The organism is Arthrobacter ramosus (assembly GCF_039535095.1).
GTDB lineage: Bacteria > Actinomycetota > Actinomycetes > Actinomycetales > Micrococcaceae > Arthrobacter > Arthrobacter ramosus.
In genome coordinates this window covers 1,138,927-1,158,270 of sequence record NZ_BAAAWN010000001.1, presented here as the reverse complement: position 1 = coordinate 1,158,270, position 19,344 = coordinate 1,138,927, and the positions used below count along the sequence as shown (strand labels likewise).

Genomic DNA, 19,344 nt, shown 5'->3' with positions numbered 1-19,344 from the left:
CGTTCCATGGATCTCCAGGAAATCCTCAAGCAACTCGGCGAGACCTTCCTCGATTGGAAGGCGATAGGCGAAGTCATCCCCAAGATGTTCGCGGTCGGCTTGCCGAATACCATTGTCTTGGCCGTCACCTCCGGCGTGATCGGAACGGTGCTCGGCATGGCGCTCGCCTTGATGGGGATCTCCCGGAACCCCGTGGCCCGGTGGATAGCCCGCGTATACACCGATATCCTTCGTGGGCTGCCTCCCGTCCTCACCATCCTGGTGATCGGCCTCGGCTTCGGCCCGATCATCCGCCAGCTGAGCGGCTCCACGAGCCCGTATCCGTTGGCCGTCGCGGCGCTGTCCCTGATGTCGGCGGCGTACATCGGCGAGATCTTCCGTTCCGGTATCCAGAGTGTTGACAAGGGTCAGCTTGAGGCAACACGTGCCCTGGGGTTCGGCTACGGCCCCGCCATGCGGCTTGTGGTGGTTCCCCAGGGCGTCCGGCGGGTCCTGCCGGCGCTGGTCAACCAGTTCATTGCGTTGATCAAGGAGTCGTCGCTGGTCTTCCTCCTTGGCTTGGTGGCCTCGGAGCGCGAGATCTTCCAGATCGGCAAGGATGCGGCCTCCACCAGCGGAAACCTGTCGCCCTATGTAGCGGCGGCAATCTTCTACCTCGCGCTGACCATTCCGTTGACGCATTTCGTGAACTGGATTGACCGCCGTCTGAGGACAGGCCGACCGGAAAAGAAAGAACCCGACGAGGCAGCCGCCGTCGTCGGGAAGGGAGCCCAGGCATGAGCGAGTTCGCTTCAGGAACACTGACGGCTAAAAACATCCATTTGTCCTTCGGGTCCAACCATGTCCTGCGCGGCATCGACCTGCACGTCGAGAAGGGCGCAACTGCTTCCGTGATCGGCCCCTCCGGCTCGGGAAAATCCACGTTGCTGAGGGTCATGAACCGGCTGATCGAACCCGCCCAGGGCGACATACTGCTGGACGGCCGTTCGGTGCTTAAGGACAACCCGGATGAACTGCGACGGCGAATCGGCATGGTTTTCCAGCAGTTCAACCTGTTTCCGCACAAGACCGTGGTGGAAAATGTCTCCCTCGCCCTGCGGAAGCTCCGTGGCATGTCCAAGGAGCAGGCACGCGAAGATGCCTTGGCCCAACTGGACCTCGTAGGGCTCAAGCACAAGGCCGACGCCCGGCCAGCCAACCTCTCCGGCGGGCAACAGCAGCGAGTGGCCATTGCCCGCGCGCTTGCCATGAAGCCCGAGGTCATGTTCTTCGACGAGGCAACATCGGCCCTGGACCCTGAACTGGTCAAGGGCGTGCTCGCGCTCATGACCGACCTGGCCAAGGGCGGCATGACCATGGTGGTGGTAACCCACGAAATGGGCTTCTCAAGGAACGTGTCCGACACCGTGACGTTCATGGACGCAGGCGTCGTCGTAGAGACCGGATCGCCGGAACAACTCTTCACCGAGCCGCGGACCGAGCGCCTGAAGGGCTTCCTTTCGGACGTGCTCTAGGCCTTAACAACGAGGATCCCCGGCTTCCGGACAAACCACCCACGGTGGTGAATCGTCCGGATGCCGGGGATTTTCTGCGTCCGGCCGCGATCGGCCGTCCGCGTCCGCTTTACTGCCCTGCCTTCACTTGAAGAACTGTCAGGGCCGCGGCGTCTACTGAATTGCGGAATCCAGGATCGGTCTGCGCCCGTTGCAGGACCTGGGCGTACATCGCCGGAACTGAAGCAGTGTCTGCGCATAAAACCATGGTGCCGCCCGCTCCGATGAAATTCGCTGCTCTATCCCCCATGCTCCAAGGCGACAGTTGCACGGCGTTGCAAAGGTCATCAGACACGATGATGCCGGTGAATCCTGCGTCTGTCCGCAACATGGTGCGCATGATCACCGATGAAAACGGCGCCACATGGTCGGGATCGATCTTGTCGTAGTAGGCGTTCGAAATCATGACCCACCGGAGTCCGCCCTCGATCGCGACCTTGAAAGGCATCAGGTAGGGATCCGTCCGGGTGGTTTCGGCGTCGTGGACGTTCGCGCTGACGTCAGTGTTCAGGCTTACGCGCCCCATTCCTGGGAAGTGCTTGACCACCGGAGCCACCCCTGCGTCCCGCAGTCCGGCCGCCATCGCGTTACCTTGCTCGGACACCGCAGCCGGGGTGAAGCCGTATTCACGCTTGAACGCCCCAATGGGCTTGTTCGAGGGCGCAAATTCGGGGCTGGGAACCGTGTCCAGTACGGGCGCCAGATCAACATTCACTCCGGCCTGCAAGAGTTCGGACCCCCAGTTCCGGGCGTCGGCGCGTAGTTGTTCGGGGCTCGAATTGCCCTGGTCCAAGGCTGCGGGAATAGGCAGGAATCCAGGTCCCCTGAGGACTTGAACGGAGCCGCCTTCCTGGTCCGTCGCGACGGACAGCGGCAAGCCACGGCTCGAGGCCGGCGAAATGGCCGCCCTCAGCTTTGCCACAACCGATGCCGTTGCCGCAACACCTGCTTGGCTGCGTCCGGCCAAGTAGATGTTGCCCACGTGGCTGTTCAGGAGATCAGCCACTGCGCTCGAATCGCTTCCGTCGGCCTTGGCCGCCACCATGAACAGCTGCCCTACCCTTTGTTCCAGGGTCAGGCCCGCGAGCCGCTGTTCCGGCGTCGGGTGCGGAGGCGGCGGCGGATCAGCAGGCCGGGTTGGCGTTGCAGAAACATCCGGCGATCCCCCGGACGGAGAGTCGGAGAACCCAGGCGCTGGGGCGGCCCGGGGAGTACTTGGCGCCGGGGGCGGGTCTCCGACGGCCGAGACCCCGCGGTCAGGCGCGTCGGCATGCGCAATGCCGGCAAATGCCCCGGCCATCAGGGCGAAGAGGACGAGCAGTGAAATTCTGGACGGCTTGAGCAGATAAATCATCGCCTTGTCGATTCGATCGTTGCCCACAGCCTGCTCCCGGCCCGGCGGTGCGTGCAAGGAACAGGCTGCAAACATCGGAAAGCGCCGTTACAACGCGGTGGCCTCCGCTGCCGCCTTGGCTGCTGCAGGGAGCGCGTCGAAGATCCGGTTCATCGCGGCGTCGTCGTGGGCGGCCGACAGGAACCATGCCTCGAAGACCGACGGCGGCAAGTAGACGCCGGAATCCAACATGGAATGGAAGAACGGTGCGTAGCGGAAGACGTCTTGGGCCTGGGCGTCGGCGTAGTTGTGGACGCCGTTGGCCGAAGTGCCGAAGGCCACGGAGAAGAGGTTCCCTGCGCGCTGGATCGAGTGGTCCACGCCGGCGGTGTCCAGCGCCGATGAGAGCGCCGCCGAGAGTTCCAGCGAGCGGGCATCCACGAAGCTGTAGACCTCGGGCGTCGCGAGCGTCAGGGTGGCGACGCCGGCGGCCATTGCCACCGGGTTCCCGGACAAGGTTCCTGCTTGGTACACCGGGCCAAGGGGCGCAAGGTAATCCATGACGTCGGCACGCCCGCCGAGCGCCGCCGTCGGCATGCCGCCGCCGATGACTTTGCCGAAGGTCAGCAGGTCCGGCGTCCAGCCTTCCTGGCGGCCCGTGAGGCCCCAGTAGCCCGCGTAACCGGTGCGGAAGCCGGTGAGCACCTCGTCCAGGATCAACAGCGCGCCGTGTTCGCGGGTGATGCGGGACAGGCCTGCGTTGAAGCCTTCGTTCGGCGTGACGACGCCCATGTTGGCGGGAGCGGCTTCGGTGATGACGGCAGCGATGTTGTTGCCGTGCGCAGCGAAAGCGGCTTCCACCGCGTCGAGGTCGTTGTACGGCAGGACGAGGGTTTCAGCGGCGGCAGCTTCGGTGACACCGGCGGAACCGGGCAGAGCCATGGTCGCAAGGCCCGAGCCAGCCGCGGCGAGCAGTCCATCGAGGTGGCCGTGGTAGCAGCCGGCGAACTTCACGATCAGGTTGCGGCCGATGAACCCACGGGCCAAGCGTACGGCCGTCATGGTGGCCTCGGTGCCCGTGGACACCATGCGGATGCGTTCGACGGCGGACACGCGTTCCTTGACGATCGCGGCGAGGTTTGCCTCATCGGGCGTGGAGGCGCCAAAGGACAAGCCGCGGTCGACGGCGGCGTGGACGGCGTCGAGGACTGCCGGGTGCGCGTGACCCAGCAGGGCCGGGCCCCATGAGCAGACGAGGTCGACGTATTCGCGGCCGTCCGCGTCGGTCAGGTATGGACCCTGCGCCGAAACCATGAACTTCGGGGTGCCGCCGACGGAACCGAAGGCGCGCACCGGGGAGTTGACGCCGCCTGGCATCAGGGAGCGGGCGCGGTCGAACAGCTGGTCGGAGACAGGGGTGTTTGAAGTCATGGTGCCTATTCTTTCAGGGATTCGGGGCGGTTCAGGCGCCGGCAAGGGCGGTTCAGGCGCGTTCAAACGTCGGCCAGCTCCTTGGCCACCAGTGGGGCCACCACGGTGCCGAAGAGTTCGATACAGCGCATCATGGATTCGTGGGGCAGGGTTCCGTTGCTGTATTTCAGGTCGAAACGGTCGACGCCGAGGTTCCGCTTCAGCAGGACGATCTTCCGGGCGACCGTTTCCGGGGAACCCACGTAAAGTGCACCCTCAGGGCCGCACATGGCGTCGAACTCGCCCCTGCTCGCCGGTCCCCAGCCGCGTTCCGCGCCGATGCGGTTGCGCTGGGCCAGCCAATGCGGGAACAGTTCCTCCCGGGCCTGCTCATCGGTGGGAGCGACGTAGCCGGGCGAGTGTGTAGCAATCTGCTGCATGGGGTGTCCGTATTTCCCCATTGCCTCGCGGTAGAGCTCCACGAGCGGGGCAAAGCGGCGCGGCTCCCCGCCGATGATGGCGAAGATAATCGGATAGCCGTATTGGGCGCAACGCAGCACCGACTCGGGAGTTCCACCCACACCGATCCACGTTGGCAGCAAGTGGTGTTCCAGCGGCGGAAAAACGCTCATTCCGTTCACATTCGGCCGGGTACGGCCTTCCCAATGCACGGGCTTCTGCGCCCGGACCTTGTCGAAGAGTTCCAGCTTCTCCTCGAACAGGACTTCGTAGTCTGCCAGGTCCAGGCCGAACAGCGGGAATGATTCCACGAAGGAGCCGCGGCCCAGCATCACCTCCGCGCGACCGTTGGAGATCGCGTCAACGGTGGAGAAGCGCTGGAAGACCCTGATGGGGTCGTCGGAGCTGAGCACGGTGACGGCCGAACCGAGTTTGATCTGCGATGTCCGGGCGGCGGCGGCAGCGAGGAACACTTCGGGCGCCGAGACAGCGAAGTCGCGGCGGTGGTGCTCCCCCACGCCAAAGGCATGAAGCCCGACGGCGTCCGCAAGTTCCGCTTCCGCCAGCAGCTCCCGCAAAACCCGGGCATGCGGTTTCGGGTTGCCGTCGGCGTCCACCCCGGCGTCACCGAAAGTATTCAGTCCGAGGAGGATCTCCGTAGCTCCAACAGGGGCCGTGGGGGTGGAAGCGGTATCTGTCATCAGGACTCCTTAAGCCAGCCGGCAAGCTCGGAGGCCCAGTACGTCAGCACCATGTCGGCGCCGGCCCGCTTGATGCCGAGCACGGATTCTGTGATGGCGCCGCGGCGATCGATCCAGCCGTTCGCGGCAGCCGCTTCGATCATGGCGTATTCACCGGAGATTTGGTAGGCCGCCACGGGAACCGGACTCATGGCGGCGACGTCGGCCAGGATGTCGAGGTAGCTCATGGCCGGCTTGACCATGACCATGTCAGCGCCCTCTTCGAGGTCGAGTTCCACCTCGATGATGGCTTCCCGGCGATTGGCGGCATCCATCTGGTACGTCCGGCGATCACCCTTGAGCTGCGAGTCCACTGCTTCGCGGAAGGGGCCGTAGAAGGCAGAGGCGTACTTCGCCGCGTAGGCCAGAAGCGCAGTGTTCTGGTGTCCCGCCGCTTCAAGGGCCTGGCGAATCACGGCGATCTGGCCATCCATCATCCCGGACGGCCCCAGGACGTGGGCACCGGCGTCGGCCTGCGCCACGGCCATCTGGGCGTAGATTTCGAGGGTGGCGTCGTTGTCCACGTAACCGTTGGCGTCCAGGACACCGCAGTGGCCGTGGTCGGTGAATTCGTCGAGGCACACGTCGCCCATGACCACCAGGTCATCGCCAACCTCTGCGCGGACGTCTCGGATGGCCTTGTTCAGCACGCCGTCCGGATCCAGGGAGGCTGTGCCGCGGGCATCGCGGACTGCGGGAACACCGAAGAGCATGATGCCGCTGACACCCAGTTCCACGGCTTCCGCAGCGGCGCGCTTGAGCGAGTCCGTGGTGTGCTGGACAACACCGGGCATGGAGCTGATCGGAGCCGGTTCGCTGAGTCCTTCGCGAATAAAGGCCGGCAGGATGAGGTCCGCGGGGGCCAGCCGGTGTTCGGCGGTCATCCGGCGCATGGCGGGGGTGGTGCGGAGCCGGCGGGGCCGGTGGTTTGGAAAGCTCAACTTTCGTTCCCTTCGGTGGCGAATACGGTGCGTAGGGCGGCCACGATGCCGTCGGGTGTGGGTTCTTTGGCGGTTGCCGCGACCGGGATCCCGAGAGCGGCAGCCTCTGCCGCCGTCGAGCGCCCGATCGCAATAAAGCGGCAATCCCGCAGCGGTCCCAGCGAGGCGTGGATGCGGCGTGCCGCACTGGGTGAAGCGGCGACGACGGCGTGGAGCCGGCCGCTGGAAAGTTCAGCCTTGGCGGCTTCGGGGGTGAGCTCCGGCGTCCCGGATACCGCCCGCGTCTTCCAGCCGTTCGCCGCAGCCAAGGCAGCAGTCAGCCTGCGCTCGGGGGCCGCCGGGTAGTCCACGGTGTGATAAGCCGTCACCGGCTGGACCACGGCTCCCTTGGCTTCGATCCCCTCCGCCAACATCGAATCGGCGATGTCCGCTTGGGGCAACAGCACATTGGCCGGGCCTGTCGGCCAGACGGAGACGAGTCCTGCTGCCGACTGGACGTCTTCCGGCGCGAGGTCCACGGGAAGGCCCTCCGCTTCGAGGACGCGCCGGCTCGACGGGCCGATCGTCGCGATCCGGACGGACTCCGGAATCAGGTCCTTCAACTCCAAGCGACGCTCGGCTGCTTTTTCCTTCAGGGCGCGCACCGTGGTGATGCTGCTGACCACCAACCAGCCGTACGCTCCCGCGCGGAGGGCGTCCAAGGCGACCTCGAGGGAATGCTGGTCGCGGGCACGCTCAAAGTCGATCAAGGGCAACAGGAGCGGCTCCGCGCCGGCTTCGCGCAGGGCGCTGACGAGCGGGGCGGCACGATCAGGGCTGCGCGTCACAAGAACCCGGGCGCCTTCAAGGACCCGGGCCTCCCCCGACTTCACTGCGCTGTGCCGTCCCATGGTCTCCTGTTGGCTCCGGTTATCTGGAAGCTGCAAGATCTGCGATGTCCGCAGCACCCGCGGCAAGCAGGAGCTCGGCGACTTCGATGCCCAGCAACGTGGCGCCCACTTCAGTGAGCCCGTCGGTGGCCTTTTTCTCGCGTACGGACTTGCTCCCATCCACGGCGCAGACGACGGCTTCCAGATACAGCATGCTGCCCTTGCGGTAAGCGTAGGCGCCCACGGGCGCAGCACACCCGGCTTCGAGGCGGGCCAGGACGGCCCGCTCCGCGGTGACGGCCAGCCGGGTGTCTTCATGATTGAGTGCGGCCAGGGCCTGGGCCAGAGCGCCCTGGGAACCTTCGGCGCCGGACTGTCCGGGAGCGTCGACGGTGCGGCACTCGATCGCAAGTGAGCCCTGTCCGGGGGCAGGAAGCATGACGTCGGTCTCAAAGAACTCCGTCACGGCGTCGAGCCTGCTGATCCGTTCCAGTCCCGCCGCGGCGAGGACGACTGCGTCGAGGTCTCCGGGTGAATCTTCCGCGTTGCCTGCGAGCCCGGGAACGCGGCCCAGCCGGGTGTCCACGTTGCCGCGGATGTCCACGACGTCGAGATCCCGGCGGGCGGCGCGCAGCTGGGCAGCGCGGCGCGGCGATCCGGTACCGACCCGTGCGCCTGGCGGAAGATCGGCGAGCTTGAGCCCGTCACGCGCGCACAAGGCGTCACGGACGTCGACGCGTTTGGGCGTTGCGGCAATGGTGAGTCCCGGTGCCGCACCCGTGGGGAGATCCTTCAGGGAGTGCACCGCGACGTCGCACGCGTTCTCCAACAACGCGTCGCGAAGGGCGGCGACAAACACTCCGGTGCCGCCCATCTGGGACAGGGAGCCCGTCCGGACATCGCCTTCGGTCTTGATGCGCACCAGTTCAACGGGAAAGCCCCCGACAGCTGCAAGCTGGTCGGCTGCCTGCTGGCTCTGGGTGAGCGCGAGTTTGCTCGCGCGGGTACCGATCCGTACGGTCATTTCGCGCCTTCTCCTACAGGGTAGGCATCATGGCCAGTGCCGACGGTGGTGTCTGCACCCGCAATCGTGGGCTTCTCTCCGCGGAAGTTGGCGCAGCAGCCCGGACGGCAGATGTCGTACCACGGGCCCAGTCCGGTCATGGCGGGGCGATCGGCGATGTTGTTGGCTACAGTCCGCTCGCAAATGAGGTCTACCAGGCCGGAAACGAACTTGCGGTGGGTTCCCGGGGTGGGGACGCGTGTGGCGGCGAGGCCGAGGTTTTTGCACGTTTCCAAGGCCTCGGTGTCCAGGTCCCAGGCCACTTCCATGTGGTCGGAGACGAAACCGAGCGGAACGATCACGACGCCTTTGATCCCCTGGCCGGCCAATTCCTCTATGGCATCGTTGATGTCCGGCTCAAGCCATGGAACACTCGGTGCGCCCGAACGGGACTGGTACACCAAGGACCATGGCGCAGTGAGTCCGGATTCGGATTCAACCCGCCGAACAACCTCGGCGCCGGCGGCCAGGTGTTGGGCCACATAAGCCGAGTCCTGCTCGAACTCGCGGGGCTCGGCGTCCGAACGCCCGGCGGCCTCGGCGTCGCGGGTTGGAATGGAGTGCGTTGCAAACAGGATGTGGACCGGAGCGTCCTGGAGACCGGCCGCGGCCAGTTTCTCCTTGACCTCCGCAAGTCCTGCAGCCGTTCCCTCCACGAAGGGTTCGACGAAGCCGGGGTGGTCGAAGTACTGGCGGACCTTGTCCACCTCGAGTTTGCCGTCAAGGCCGGTCTCCGTCAGCGCAATGCCGATGTCCTCGCGGTACTGGCGGCAGCTGGAGTAACAGGAGTAGACACTTGTGGTGACCATCAGCAACTTGCGGTGGCCGGCGTCGTAGGCTTCCTGGAGCGTCTGCGGGATATAAGGATCCCAATTGCGGTTGCCCCACAGCACTGGCAAGCTGATGCCGCGCGATGCAAGCTCTGCCTCGAGGGCGGCCTTGAGGTTCCTGTTTTGCTGGTTGATGGGGCTGATCCCACCAAAGGCGCGGTAGTGGTGGGACACCTCCTCGAGACGCTCATCCGGGATGCCGCGGCCACGGGTCACATTGCGCAGGAAGGGAATGACGTCGTCCTGGCCTTCGGGCCCGCCGAAAGAGGCGAGGAGGACGGCGTCGTACTCCTTGGGAGCCATGCGTCCGGCCTCGGTGACGTCATTGACCTCGGTGAGGCTGGCCGGGCCGGTGGAGTGGCGGCCGCTCACGCGAGGACCTCGGCGATCTCCGCTGCGGTGATGCGGCGGCCGGTGTAGAACGGGATTTCCTCGCGGACGTGGTTGCGGGCGTCGGTGGCCCGCAGGTGGCGCATGAGGTCGACCAGGTCAACGAGTTCGGGTGCTTCCAGGCCGAGGATCCACTCCCAGTCGCCCAAGGCGAAGGAGGACACGGTGTTGGAGATGACCTGGGGGAACTCGCGGCCCAGCATGCCGTGATCGCGCAGCATCTTTCCACGCTCTTCGGCCGGCAGGATGTACCACTCGTAGGAGCGCACGAACGGGTAGACGCACAGCCAGGTGCTGGGCTCGACGCCGCGGGCGTAGGCGGGAACGTGGTTCTTGGCGAATTCGGCTTCGCGGTGGACGCCCATGGCGGACCAGACGATCTCGGTGCCGGCGAACAGGGCGCTGCGGCGGATGTCACGGACGGCCTGTTGCAGGGCTTCGGGCTTGGCGCCGTGGAGCCACACCATGATGTCGGCGTCGGAACGCATGGCGGAGACGTCGTAGCTTCCGCGGAGGACCACCCCGTCCTCGGCGAGCTTGGCAGCCAGTTGCTCGAAATCCTGGACAGCATCGGCGCTGCGCAGGACATCGCCCGACCGCTTGAACACGGTCCACAGCGTAAAGAACTGCTCTTCGGATTCGGCAGTTTTAGTGACAGATTCGACAGAAGTGTGGCTCATGGTACAAGTCTGCCCCGTGGATGGCGCTAAGTCGAAATGCACCACTTCTACAAGGCGTAGAAGTGGTGCATTTCACAAACCTGCGTCGATCTGTGCAGAAGTGTCCGCAACCACTGCAGCCAGGCCGTTTCCGGCGAGCCAGCCGCCCACAACCGACAGACCCTCGGCTTCGGAGCAGATGCGGCGCACCTCGGCAACGCGCTGTTTATGACCGACGGCGGCGAACGGCAACGCGCCCGCCCAACGGACAACGTCCCAATCGAGCACGTCTTCGCGGACGATCGGCACCGTCAGCAAGGTCGAGGCGTCGCGGAGCGCAGCCTCAAACAGTGCACTGTCATCCAGCGCGGCCGCCGATTCAGGGGTGTCCGTTTCCTCGCCCCGCCCATAGGACAGGCGCAGCACGTGCGTGCCGGGTCCGGCTTCTTCCGCCAGCCAGTCCCACTTTGCCGTGGCATGCGTGAGCGCTTTCGCGTCGATCCCCTCGGTTTGAGGAGCGACGAGAATGCCGGTGCCGCGGGGACGGCGGTCCAGTTCGGGCACGTCCACCACCAGGGTCACGAGGCTTACCAAGGGGCCCGCGGCGGGACGCAGCGCGGACAGCTCCGGAAATGCCCCCTCCAGCAGCCCGACGGCGGCGGGACCGTCGAGTGCCACGACGAGCCGTCCGGCGTCGTACGTTGTGCCCGCCGCAGTGGCCTGCCAGCCGCTTTCAGTGCGGGTGATCGAATCCACCCGGGCACCGGAAACAAGGGAGACGCCCCGCGAACGCAGCTCCGCCACGAGGGCGGAGACCAAGGTGTTTATTCCGCCTTTCAAGCCGCCGACGGCGGATCCGGCCTTCGCCGTCCCGCTTCCGTTTTCGCCCGAAGCGGCCGACCCCGAAGCGGCCGACCCCGAAGCGGCCTTGCGCTGGCTGGACACCGCCGCGGCCAACGAACCGTGCTGGCGCAGTGCTGCACGCAGTCCGGGGGCCACCATGTCGACGTCGAGCAGTCCGGGATCGGCGGAGTGCACTCCCCCGACGACGGGTGCCACGAGTCGTTCGAGGACCCGCTTGCCCATCCGTGCCCGGACCAGCGAGGAGACACTCGTGACCTCGGCCGAGGTGCCCACTGAGGCAGGCAGGTAGCGGTCAAGCGAGGCGCGCAAAGAGCCGGCGAAGCCCAAGGAACGGCGGACCTCGGGGTCCCAGGGATTCGCCGGAATTCCGAGCACTCCGGTCTTGGGCAGTTCCTGCGGGCCGTCTGGCAACTGCACCCAGGCACCTCCAGGATGGGGCGCCACGATGTTGCCGCCGAGCCCGAGATCGCGGGCGAGATCGGCCACAGCGGTGGAGCGCGTGGCAAAGGACTCTGCTCCGCTGTCCAGCTCAAGGCCGCCAACAGTGTGGCTTCCCACGCAACCGCCCCACGCGTTGCCCGCTTCGAGCACTGTGACAGTGAGCCCGGCCTTGGCCAGTCCCCGGGCGGCGAGCAGGCCGGAAATGCCGCCGCCCACGACGACGGCCGTCAACCTAGCAGCTGAATCTTCGGAAAGTGCGTGTTCGGGCTGTGCACGTGTCCCGCGCATGCCCGCTACCCTGCCGGGATCGAGTGGATGAGTTCCACTACCCGGGTCAGGACGGCGGGGTCCGTCTCCGGAGGCACGCCGTGGCCGAGGTTCAGGACGTGGCCCGGGGCTGCGGAACCGGCGGCGATCACCTCGCGGACATGGGCTTCCAGGACCTCCCACGGCGCGGAAAGCAGCGCGGGGTCAATGTTGCCCTGCAGGGGCACGGTGCCGCCCAGTCGCCGGTTTGCCTCGTCAAGCGGCAGCCGGTAGTCCACCCCTACGACGTCCACGCCGACGTCGCGCATCGCGACGAGCAACTCGGACGTTCCCGTACCGAAGTGGACCAGCGGCGCGCCGAGGTGGCGGACGTGGTCAAGGGCGCGGGTCGAGGCGGGAGCGACGTACTTGGCGTAGTCGGCCAGGCCAAGGGAACCGGCCCAGGAGTCGAACAGTTGCCCTGCAGAGGCGCCTGCTTCCAGTTGGGCGCGCAGGAACATGCCGGAGGCGTCGGCTGCCCAGTTGGCCAGGGCGGTCCAGGTTTCCGGATCGGCGTGCATCATGGTGCGCGGACCGAGGTGGTCGCGGGAGGGCTTGCCTTCCACCATGTACGCGGCGAGCGTGAACGGCGCACCGGCGAAGCCGATCAGGGGCGTGGTGCCGAGCTCTGCCACGGTCAGGCGTACGGCCTCGCGGATCGGCTCGAGGGCCTCCCACGTCAGCTGCGGCAGGGCGGCCACGTCGGCCGCGGTGCGGACTGGCTTGTCCAGGACAGGACCGACGCCGGGGACGATGTCCACGCCGACACCTGCCAGCTTGAGGGGGATGACGATGTCGGAGAAGAAGATGGCTGCATCAACGTCGTGGCGGCGGACCGGCTGCAAGGTGATCTCGGAGGCGAGCTCGGGACGCAGGCAGGAGTCCAGCATCGCCACGCCTTCACGGACTTTGAGGTACTCCGGCAACGAGCGGCCGGCCTGGCGCATGAACCACACCGGACGGCGGGACGGCTTGCCTCCGCGATACGCCTGGATCAGCGGGGAGTCTGCGGTGCGGCCATCCATGAGCGGGTGGCTTGCATCAAGGCTTGAGGCGGCGGTGCCGGAAACGCCGTTGGCCGACACAGAATGAGGCAGTGCGGAACTGGAAGTCATGCCTTCGATTGTGCCGAAGATCGGGATCAAAAGATAACGACAGCCTGTCCCGCACCATCCAAGGTGACGGGCGTCACTCCGGTCAGTGCGGAGAACCACTGGCGTGCGTTGTTCTACATGGCACCGAAAAAGCTATGATTGCTTTGCTGTGGTTCTTTTCTCATTGGTGGCTACACACGCCGACATCGATCTTGAGACCGTCGCTCAGTTGAGCAACGGTTCATCCGAGGTTGCCTCGTCCGCTCTGGCCGATTCCCAACTTGTTTCCGGCGCCGTGGTCCTGGCCACCTGCAACCGCTACGAAATCTACGGCGAAACGCCCCATGTCGAGAACCTTGAGGCTGCCCGCTCGGCGCTCGTCACGCAGATCAGTGGCTTGAGCGGACTCAACGAGCAACTCGTTTCGCGCGCCTTCAGCACCCGCACCGGCCCTGAGGTCAGCAGGCACCTCTTCGCAGTCAGCGCCGGACTGGACTCCGCCGTCGTCGGCGAACGTGAAATCGCCGGCCAAGTGCGCCGCGCCCTCATCACTGCCCAGCACGAAGGAACAGCGAGTTCCGGGCTGGTCCGCTTGTTCCAGGCCGCTTCCAAGACGGCCAAGGACGTCGGGGCCCAGACCGCCCTCGGTTCGCGCGGCCTGTCCATCGTTTCAGTTGCCCTGGACCTCGCCACCGACCTCTCCGAGAATGCCGACTGGAGCACCAAGAAGGTAGTTGTCTTCGGGACCGGGGCCTACGCCGGGGCCACTTTGTCGCTGCTTCGCGATCGCGGCTGCACCGACGTCTGCGTTTACTCGTCTTCCGGCCGCGCCGAGGCTTTCGCGGCGACCCGCGGCGGAACCGCGCTCGACGCCGAAACCCTTCCCGCCGCCGTCGCTGCCGCCGATGTCATGATCGGTTGCAGCGGATCGGACACCCGTGTTGAGGCCGAAGAGCTTGCCAAGGTCCGCGCTTTGTCCACACAGACACTCATAGCGATCGACCTCGCGCTCACCCACGACTTCGACCCCGCGGTGGGCGAGCTCGACGGCGTCGAGCTCCTGACGCTCGAATCCGTGCGGCTCGCAGCACCTCAGGAACAAGCGGAGTCGCTGGCACAAGCGAGCACTATTGTTTCCGGTGCGGCAGAGGCCTTCGAGCAAGAGCGCGAAGCCCGGTCCGTGGATTCGGCCATTGTGGCGCTGCGCCGCCACACCATGAACGTGCTCGACGCCGAGATGGAGAAAGTCCGGGCCCGGCACGGCTGCACCGCTGCGGCAGAAGAGGTCGAGTTCGCGCTCCGCCGCATGGTCAAGCAATTGCTCCACATCCCCACCGTGCGCGCACGCGAACTCGCCGCGAACGGCCAGCAAGACGATTACGTGGCCGCCCTTGAGGCCTTGTACGGCATTCAGGTTGAGCAGCCGGCTGCGTCACCCGCGGCGGAGTGCCCTGTCAACCACCAACAGGCATCCCAGCAGGCTGAAAGCGCCTAGCCCACGCGGCCATTGCCCGCCCCCGGGTGGCGTTGTCCACGCTCGAACTCACTCAGAGCATGCCCTCCCCTGATCACCAGGACTGGACATGACAGGATTATGTCCAGTGGCAATGACCAAGAATGAGCATGTCCCTTGTGGCGGTAGTTCGAGAATCGCTGTCCTGGTTCGCTCCACGCAGAGCATGCCCTCCCCTGATCACCAGGACTGGACATGACAGGATTATGTCCAGCAACAATGACCAAGAATGAGCATGTCCCTTGTGGCGGTAGTTCGAGAATCGCTGTCCTGGTTCGCTCCACGCAGAGCATGCCCTCCCCTGATCACCAGGACTGGACATGACAGGATTATGTCCAGCAACAACAACCAAGAATGAGCATGTCCCTTTGTGGTGGTTCGAGTCCCTTTGTGCCGGTTCGAGAATTGCTGTCCTGGTTCGCTCCACGCAGAGCATGCCCTGCCCTGATCACCAGAACTGGACATAACAAGATTATGTCCAGCAACAATGACCAAGAATGAGCATGTCCCGCTGTGGGAGGCTCGCGAATCCTAGGCGAAGGCGTTGACGCCCGTCATTTCGGCAGACACAGCCCACAGCTTTGTTGCGGCTTCCGGATCCACTGCGTGCGCATCCACACCCTGGTACCGGGCGAGCGGCGAGGCCGGGTCCGTGGGCTTGGCGATATCGCAGTCTTCGCAATACACCCCGCCCATGCCAGCCAGGGCCGGGGACGTGGCTGCCCACGTGGACGTGGCGGCTCCCTGCTCCGGAGTCTTGAAACCCTCCCTGACGTTGCCCTCGTCGTCCATCCAGCCCGCGGCGACCATCTCTTCGCGGGGCAGATAGCGCTGGAGCTCGGTCATGATGCCGCCGGGATGGACCGCGAAGGCCCGCACCCCAGAGGAGCGGCCCAGACGGTCCAGCTCTACGGCGAACAGCGCGTTGGCCGTCTTTGCCTGACCGTAGGCCTTCCATTTATCGTAGCCGTTCTCGAAATTGATGTCCTCAAAACGGATCGGCGAGAGTTTGTGTCCCGTGGAGGACAAGGAGACAACGCGGGCCGAACCAGCAGCCGCCAGCGCGGGCCACAACGTGTTGAGAAGCGTGAAGTGGCCCAAGTGGTTGGTGGCGAACTGGGATTCCCAGCCCGGACCCACGCGCTGTTCCGGGCTCGCCATGATGGCGGCGTTGTTGATCAGGATGTCCAGCGTAGTGTTCGACGCCAGGAAGCGCGGCGCGAAATCCTTCACAGCTTCCTGATCGGCCAGATCCAAGGCTTCCACGGTCACTTGCTCCGGTGCCAGGCCGGCCGCGGCGAGGACTTCCTTGGCGTGTTCGGGACGGCGGGCTGGAACCGTGACCCTGGCTCCGGCGGAGGACAAGGCCCTCACCGTTTCCAGGCCAAGCCCGGAATAGCCACCCGTGACAATCGCTGACTTACCGCGGAGGTCCACTCCCGCCACAACGTCCGATGCCGTGGAGCCATGGCCGAAACCCGATCCGATGGGGTGTTGCGGTGTGGCCATGGATTCCTCGCTCATATCGGGACCTTTCGTGTTCAACGGCACAGTGGGTTCAGTAGACCGGTTTGCCCGGCTCGACGTCGCGCACCCACGCAAGGATCCCGCCGTCGAGGTGGCTGACCCGGGTGTAGCCGGCGCGTTGTGCCGCGGCGAGCACCGCAGCGGAACGGGTGCCGCCCTTGCAGTGGAACACGATCTCTTTGTCCTGCGGCAGTTCCGTCCAGGCCTCTCCCGCCAGGATGCGTCCCTGCGGGATGAGCACCGAACCGTCGATGTTCACAATCTCGTGTTCACCGATCTCGCGGACATCCACCAGTTCAAAGTCGCGTTCCCCCGCCGCGCGGGCCTCGAGCATCCCGGAAAGTTCGGTGGCCGTGACGGTCCGAACCGAGTCGCCTGCGGGGGCCGGAGCGATGCCACAAAAAGCTTCGTAGTCGGTCAATTCGGTGATCGGCTCGGCCTCCGGGTCTTTCGAAACCTTGATTTCGCGCCAGCTGCCGCCGAGCGCGTCAAAGAGCGCCACGCGTCCCAGCATGGAGCGCCCGACGCCGGTGATCAGCTTGACTGCCTCCGTCACCATGAGCGAGCCGACAGCAGCGCACAGCATGCCGAACACGCCGCCTTCGCCGCAGGACGGGACCGAGCCGGCGGGAGGGGCTTCGGGATAGAGATCGCGGTAGCTGGGGCCGTGCTTCTCCCAGAACACGCTGACCTGGCCGTCGAAGCGGAAAATGGATCCCCAGACGTATGGTTTGCCGAGAATCGCGGCAGCATCGTTGACCAGGTATCGGGTGGCGAAATTGTCTGCGCCATCCAGGATGAGGTCGTAGCCTGAGAAAATCTCCAAAGCGTTGGATGAGTCCAGGCGCACGTTATGCAGTTGTACGTTGACCAGCGGATTGAGTTCTTTGATGGCATCCCGCGCGGATTCGATCTTCGGCCGTCCGACATCGCCCACGCCGTGGATGATCTGGCGTTGCAGGTTGCTGAGGTCGACGACGTCGTCATCCACAATTCCGAGCGTCCCTACCCCGGCGGCGGCCAGGTACAGCAACGCCGGAGAGCCCAGTCCGCCGGCCCCGATCACGAGGACTTTCGCGTTCTTGAGCCGGCGCTGACCGGCCGCTCCGATTTCGGGAATAATGAGGTGGCGCGAGTACCGTTCCACCTCTTCGGTGGTCAGCTCCGCGGCCGGTTCCACGAGTGGCGGCAGCGAAGACGGCAACGTTTGGGCAGCAAATATAGTGGCCATACTCCAAAGTATGCCTGCCGCTGCCGCCCGGTCATATTACTGCGCAGTATTGTGGTCATAACTGCAAAGGAAAGGCGGCAGACAAGTGGCTGAGATTGCACGTATCAAACAGGAGGCGCAGGTCAGGCAAGATCGGACCGTTTCGCCACGCTCGGCGAGGCTGCCACGCGATGAGCGCCGGGCCCAGCTCCTGAACGCTGCCTTGGAAGTCTTCGTTGCCAACGGCTTCCATGGTGCTGCGATGGACGAAATCGCCGAGACCGCCCATGTCAGCAAGCCGGTGCTGTACCAACACTTCCCGTCCAAGCGGGAGCTTTACATGGCACTCCTCGACAGCCACCTGGCCATGCTCACGGACCAGATGCTCACGGCGCTGAATTCGACGTCGGACAACAAGGAACGCGTCCAGGCCGTCATGCGTGCCTACTACCGTTTCATCGCGGGCGATGACCAAGCTCACCGGCTCGTCTTCGAATCCGATCTCATCAATGACCCGGACGTCAGCTCCCGACTGGAGACTTTCAACCGCACCTTCGCCGACGCCGTCGCCAAGGTCATCGCCGAAGACACCAAGCTGCCCCCGCTGGAGGCCCAGCTGCTGGGCCGCGGCCTGGCCGGAATGGCGCAGGTCAGCGCCCGGTATTGGCTCGAAACTGACGGCGATTTGGACCTCGATGTCGCCAGCGATCTGATCTACCGTTTAGCTTGGCGCGGAATCAGTCGCTTCCCGAAAGAGTCCTAGACTACAAATAGAAGACTGAGTAATTTCTTGATTGGCTGGGAGGCCCCGCTGTGGAAGTAAAGATCGGCATTCAGAATGTTGGCCGTGAGATCGCGCTTGAGTCCGCTCTCGATGCCGAGGCTGTTGCCAAGATCGTGAGCGAGGCCATTGCCAATGGCACGGACCTGCGTCTGACCGATGAAAAGGGCCGCCAGGTCATCGTTCCCGGCAACGTCCTCGGATACGTGGAGATCGGCGCCGAGGAAGTACGCCGGGTCGGATTCGGCGCTCTCTAAGCAATACGCAAGAACACCAGCGAGCCAGGAGTCCGCATGCTCTCACTTGTCATCGTGGCGCTAGCCACCATCGCCTCAGGCTTCATCGTCTGGGGAACTGACAAACACCGTGGCACGTACGGAATAACCCTGCCCGCCGGCGTTTCCGTCGCTGTCGCCATGCTGAGTTGGATGATCTTCATCCAACTTGGCTTTGGCTACCAGCCTGGCGTGACGTGGATCCCGTGGGTTCTGCCCATCATTCTGGGTACCGTGGGGGCCGCGGTGGTCTCCTACTTCCTGGGCCGCCATCGGACGCGGCACAACACCGCCCAGCTGACCGCGGCCCTGCGACTCTAGCTTGCGCTGCGCGAACGGGCCGGCGACACTCAAACAGGCCATCGACACTCATATCCGGGCGTCACCTAGCTGTTTGCGTGTCGCGGATAAACCTGGGTGTCACCCGCTTCTGTGCAGAGGCACAACCTGTTTCCTTGTGAATCCGTGACCACCACCCGTTGGGGTGCGTGGTCACGGTCCATTAACGCACCGGTTGCCGCCGTTTTCTCCATAACGGGTCCGGATTCGGCTTGGCTTCGGTGCACATCCAGGTGGATCCGATGCGGATTGGGTGTCTCAGTTGTTTGGAACCACACCCTGGGCCCACGCCCGTAGGGATCTTCGAGGTTTCCGAAGCGGTCTTTGCGGTAGCCGAGCGCCACCCTCCAGACTTCCGAGATCCCGTCCGGATCCGGGGTGTCGATTCCGACTTCAACCGTCCGATAGAGCCCCGGTTCGGCCGCTGCCCCGGCTTCCGCGGCTGCTTCGCCGGCGCTCGTGGCCGCCCGGATGTCGCGTTGGGTCACAGCGCTCCCGGCGTCATGGGAGGTGTACCGGATGAACACCCGGTTGTACCGCCAGTCGAGGTCCGGGTGGTGGTTCTGCTGCTCGGCGATGCGCCCGACGGCGGCAATCAGCTCCAGTGCGGCAGCCGACGTCGGGCATTTGTAGACGGTGGCGAGGCCGCCCAGGCGGTACCGCCAGTCCGGCAGCTCCGCCAGGGCGTCGTCGATCGCGGACCTGGTGAGGATGTCATCTTTGCCGGCCATCTGGGCTCCTTCGCTG

19 protein-coding genes are annotated in these 19,344 nt (G+C 65.1%); 6 read left to right on the top strand and 13 right to left on the bottom strand.

Annotated elements, in window-relative coordinates; all coding sequences use genetic code 11:
* Positions 1-6 precede the first annotated feature (6 nt).
* Positions 7-780, top strand: coding sequence for an amino acid ABC transporter permease (locus ABD742_RS05560; protein ID WP_234748259.1), 774 nt, complete (start codon positions 7-9; stop codon positions 778-780).
* Complete coding sequence (locus ABD742_RS05555) at positions 777-1,514, top strand: amino acid ABC transporter ATP-binding protein (protein ID WP_234748260.1); 738 nt, start codon at positions 777-779, stop codon at positions 1,512-1,514. The genes ABD742_RS05560 and ABD742_RS05555 overlap by 4 nt, the downstream gene beginning before the upstream one ends.
* A 109-nt stretch (positions 1,515-1,623) precedes the next feature.
* On the opposite strand, the gene ABD742_RS05550 is transcribed toward ABD742_RS05555, so the two are convergent.
* From ABD742_RS05550 to hemE, 10 genes are all read right to left on the bottom strand, one after another.
* Positions 1,624-2,934: a glycoside hydrolase family 3 N-terminal domain-containing protein gene (locus ABD742_RS05550; protein ID WP_234748261.1), complete on the bottom strand. Its 1,311-nt coding sequence runs from the start codon at positions 2,932-2,934 to the stop codon at positions 1,624-1,626.
* Positions 2,935-2,994: 60 nt separating this feature from the next.
* Positions 2,995-4,317, bottom strand: coding sequence for a glutamate-1-semialdehyde 2,1-aminomutase (hemL, locus tag ABD742_RS05545; RefSeq protein WP_234748262.1), 1,323 nt, complete (start codon positions 4,315-4,317; stop codon positions 2,995-2,997).
* 62 nt (positions 4,318-4,379) lie between these two features.
* Positions 4,380-5,456, bottom strand: a complete 1,077-nt coding sequence (locus ABD742_RS05540; RefSeq protein WP_234748264.1) for an LLM class flavin-dependent oxidoreductase — start codon at positions 5,454-5,456, stop codon at positions 4,380-4,382.
* Positions 5,456-6,436, bottom strand: a complete 981-nt coding sequence (gene hemB, locus ABD742_RS05535) for a porphobilinogen synthase (protein WP_234748266.1) — start codon at positions 6,434-6,436, stop codon at positions 5,456-5,458. The genes ABD742_RS05540 and hemB overlap by 1 nt, the downstream gene beginning before the upstream one ends.
* Positions 6,433-7,326 carry a uroporphyrinogen-III synthase gene (locus ABD742_RS05530; protein ID WP_234748268.1) on the bottom strand — a complete coding sequence of 298 codons (894 nt, stop codon included), beginning with the start codon at positions 7,324-7,326 and terminating at the stop codon, positions 6,433-6,435. Before ABD742_RS05530 ends, hemB begins: the two co-directional genes overlap by 4 nt.
* Before the next feature lie 19 nt (positions 7,327-7,345).
* Positions 7,346-8,329, bottom strand: coding sequence for a hydroxymethylbilane synthase (gene hemC, locus ABD742_RS05525; RefSeq protein WP_234748271.1), 984 nt, complete (start codon positions 8,327-8,329; stop codon positions 7,346-7,348).
* Entirely contained in the window at positions 8,326-9,501 is a 1,176-nt protein-coding gene (locus ABD742_RS05520) for a ferrochelatase (protein ID WP_234748638.1), read from the bottom strand. The genes hemC and ABD742_RS05520 overlap by 4 nt, the downstream gene beginning before the upstream one ends.
* 65 nt (positions 9,502-9,566) lie before the next feature.
* On the bottom strand, positions 9,567-10,268 hold the full coding sequence (gene hemQ, locus ABD742_RS05515) for a hydrogen peroxide-dependent heme synthase (RefSeq protein ID WP_234748275.1): 702 nt from the start codon (positions 10,266-10,268) through the stop codon (positions 9,567-9,569).
* A gap of 72 nt (positions 10,269-10,340) precedes the next feature.
* Positions 10,341-11,840 (bottom strand): protoporphyrinogen oxidase, encoded by a 1,500-nt coding sequence (gene hemG, locus ABD742_RS05510; protein ID WP_234748277.1) that lies wholly within the window; start codon positions 11,838-11,840, stop codon positions 10,341-10,343.
* A gap of 5 nt (positions 11,841-11,845) precedes the next feature.
* Positions 11,846-12,973 carry a uroporphyrinogen decarboxylase gene (hemE, locus tag ABD742_RS05505; RefSeq protein WP_234748279.1) on the bottom strand — a complete coding sequence of 376 codons (1,128 nt, stop codon included), beginning with the start codon at positions 12,971-12,973 and terminating at the stop codon, positions 11,846-11,848.
* 148 nt (positions 12,974-13,121) lie between these two features.
* Between hemE and ABD742_RS05500 the strand changes: the two genes are divergently transcribed.
* Entirely contained in the window at positions 13,122-14,447 is a 1,326-nt protein-coding gene (locus ABD742_RS05500; RefSeq protein ID WP_234748281.1) for a glutamyl-tRNA reductase, read from the top strand.
* Positions 14,448-14,996: 549 nt separating this feature from the next.
* On the opposite strand, the gene ABD742_RS05495 is transcribed toward ABD742_RS05500, so the two are convergent.
* Both ABD742_RS05495 and moeB read right to left on the bottom strand, forming a co-directional pair.
* Positions 14,997-15,989, bottom strand: a complete 993-nt coding sequence (locus tag ABD742_RS05495; protein WP_234748283.1) for an SDR family NAD(P)-dependent oxidoreductase — start codon at positions 15,987-15,989, stop codon at positions 14,997-14,999.
* Between the two features lie 34 nt (positions 15,990-16,023).
* Positions 16,024-17,223, bottom strand: coding sequence for a molybdopterin-synthase adenylyltransferase MoeB (gene moeB / locus ABD742_RS05490; protein ID WP_234748285.1), 1,200 nt, complete (start codon positions 17,221-17,223; stop codon positions 16,024-16,026).
* Positions 17,224-17,308: 85 nt separating this feature from the next.
* On the opposite strand from moeB, the gene ABD742_RS05485 reads away from it, so the two are divergent.
* The 3 genes from ABD742_RS05485 to ABD742_RS05475 are packed head-to-tail and all read left to right on the top strand — an operon-like array spanning position 17,309 to position 18,579.
* Positions 17,309-17,965, top strand: coding sequence for a TetR/AcrR family transcriptional regulator (locus ABD742_RS05485; RefSeq protein WP_372460876.1), 657 nt, complete (start codon positions 17,309-17,311; stop codon positions 17,963-17,965).
* A gap of 50 nt (positions 17,966-18,015) precedes the next feature.
* Positions 18,016-18,240, top strand: a complete 225-nt coding sequence (locus ABD742_RS05480) for a DUF3107 domain-containing protein (protein WP_059387503.1) — start codon at positions 18,016-18,018, stop codon at positions 18,238-18,240.
* Between the two features lie 36 nt (positions 18,241-18,276).
* A complete protein-coding gene (locus ABD742_RS05475; RefSeq protein ID WP_234748287.1) occupies positions 18,277-18,579 on the top strand; it encodes a hypothetical protein in 303 nt (100 codons plus the stop codon).
* A gap of 65 nt (positions 18,580-18,644) precedes the next feature.
* Here ABD742_RS05475 and ABD742_RS05470 read toward each other — a convergent pair whose 3' ends face one another.
* The gene (locus tag ABD742_RS05470) at positions 18,645-19,328 is read right to left on the bottom strand and encodes a 4a-hydroxytetrahydrobiopterin dehydratase (protein ID WP_234748289.1); all 684 of its coding nucleotides are present in this window, start codon (positions 19,326-19,328) and stop codon (positions 18,645-18,647) included.
* Positions 19,329-19,344: the final 16 nt, after the last annotated feature.